General features: G+C 74.8%; 1 protein-coding gene. It reads left to right on the forward strand.

Annotated features, from left to right (window positions below; translation table 11 throughout):
• On the forward strand, window positions 1–2,482 hold a 2,482-nt coding region (locus tag ACOJUJ_RS00015; protein ID WP_420124784.1), incomplete at both ends, for a condensation domain-containing protein.

Genomic DNA, 2,482 nt, shown 5'->3' on the forward strand with positions numbered 1-2,482 from the left:
CATCGGCCGTCCGATCGCCAACGCGCGGGTCTACGTGCTGGACGGGTCGCTGCGCCCGCAGCCGGCGGGGGTGCCGGGCGAGCTGCTCATCGGCGGCCCGGGGGTGACCCGCGGCTACCTGGGCCGCGCGGGGCTCACGGCCGACCGCTTCGTCCCGGATCCCTTCTCCACTCAGCCCGGCGCGCGGCTGTACCGCACGGGCGACCGGGCGCGGTGGACGGCGGCGGGGGTGCTGGAGTACCTGGGCCGGATGGACGCGCAGGTGAAGGTGCGGGGCTTCCGCATCGAGCCGGGCGAGATCGAGGCGGTGCTGCGCGCCTGTCCGGGCGTGGCGGAGTGCGCCGTGGTGGCCCGCGCGGCGGCCAACGGCGACACGCGGCTGGTGGCGTACGTGGTGGGCACGGCCCGGGCGGACGCGCTGCGCGCGCACGCCGCGGCCAGCCTGCCCGACTACATGGTGCCGGGCGCCGTTGTGGCGCTGGACGCGCTGCCGCTGACCCCCAACGGCAAGCTGGACCGCAAGGCGCTCCCCGCGCCGGACCTGGCCGCGGCCGCCGACGCGTACGTGGCGCCCCGCACCCCGGCCGAAGAGGTGCTGGCGGCGATCTGGGCCGAGGTGCTGGGCACCGCGCGGGTGGGCGTGGCCGACAACTTCTTCGAGCTGGGCGGCCACTCGCTGCTGGTCACCCGCGTGGTGGCGCGCATCCGCGAGGTGTTTGGCGTACCGATGCCGCTGCGCGTGCTCTTCGAAACGCCCACGGTGGGCGCGCTGGCCGAGCGGGTGGAATCGCTGCGCCGCGCCGGCGCCCCCGTGCTTCCCCCGGTGGTGCCCGTGGCGCGCGGCGGCGACCTGCCGCTGTCGTATGGACAGGAGCGTCTGTGGTTCCTGAACCGCCTGGAGCCCGACAACACGGCCTACAACCACCCGCTGGCCCTGCGCCTGGAGGGTGAGCTGGACGTGGCGGCGCTGGAGCGCGCCGTGGGCGAGATGGTGCACCGGCACGAGTCGCTGCGCACCGTGTTCCCCGAGCGCGACGGCGCGCCGGTGCAGCGGGTGCTCCCCTGGAGCGGGCTGTCGCTGCCGGTGGAAGACCTGTCGGCCCTGGCGGACGGCGACCGCGAAGCGGCGCTGCGGCGGGTGCTGGACACGGAGTCGGCGCGGCACTTTGACCTGGCGGCGGGGCCGGTGTTCGTCGCGCGGCTGCTGCGGCTGGCGCCGGCGGAGCACGTGCTGCTGCTGTCGCTGCACCACATCAGCATCGACGGCGGCAGCCTGCCCACGCTGTTCCGCGAGCTGTCGGCGCTGTACGACGCGTTCCGCGAAGGGCGCCCGTCGCCGCTGGCCGCGCTGCCGGTGCAGTACCCCGACTTTGCGGTGTGGCAGCGCGAGCAGCTGCGCGGCGAGGTGGTGGACCGCCAGATGGCGTACTGGAGGGAGCGGATGGCCGGCGCGGCCCCGCTGCTGGAGCTGCCCACCGACCGCCCCCGCCCGGTGATGCAGACGTATCGCGGCGCCACCGAGCCGGTGCACGTCCCGGCCGCGCTGCTGGAGCGGCTGGACGCGCTGACCCGCGCCGAGGGAACCACCCTGTACATGGTGCTGCTGGGCGCGTGGCAGGTGCTGCTGGGCCGGTACGCCTCCGTGGACGACGTGGTGGTGGGCAGCCCCATCGCCGGGCGCACGCGGCCGGAGGTGGAGGGGCTGATCGGCTTTTTCGTCAACACGCTGGTGCTGCGCACGGACCTGTCCGGCGACCCCGCCTTCCGCGAGGTGCTGCGCCGGGTGCGCGACGTGACGCTGGGCGCCTTCGAGAACCAGGACGTCCCCTTCGAGCGCTTGGTGGAGGAGCTGCAGCCGCAGCGCACGCTCAGCCACTCGCCCCTGTTCCAGGTGATGCTCAACCTGCACCTGGACCGGCCCGGGCACGGCCGGACGGCGCTGCGCTGGGAGCAGATGGGGCTGGACCGCGGCACCACCAAGCTGGACATGACCCTGGCGCTGGCGCGGGAAACCGACGGCCTGCGCGGCGAGCTGGAGTACGCCAGCGATCTGTTTGACCAGACCACGATCCAGCGGATGCTGGGGCACCTGGTGCGGGTGCTGGAGCAGGTGGCCGACGACCCCGCCGTGCGCGTGGCGGAGCTGGCGCTGCTGGGCCAGGACGAGCACGCGGTGGTGGTGGGCGAGTGGAACGCCACCGACGCCCCGTATCCGTCCCGCGCCACCCTCCACGGGCTGATCGCGGAGCAGGCCGCGCGCACGCCGGACGCCCGCGCCGTGGTCTTCGGCGGGGAGGCGCTGAGCTACCGCGAGCTGGACGCGCGCGCCAACCGCCTCGCCCATCATCTCTCCGCGCTGGGCGCCGGGCCGGAAGCGTTCGTGGGGATCTGCCTGGAGCGCTCGGCGGAGATGGTGGTCGCCATGCTGGCGGTGCTCAAGAGCGGCGCGGCGTACCTGCCGCTGGATCCGTCGTATCCCGCG

Origin of the sequence: Longimicrobium sp. (assembly GCF_048594345.1) — a bacterium.
Lineage (GTDB): Bacteria > Gemmatimonadota > Gemmatimonadetes > Longimicrobiales > Longimicrobiaceae > Longimicrobium.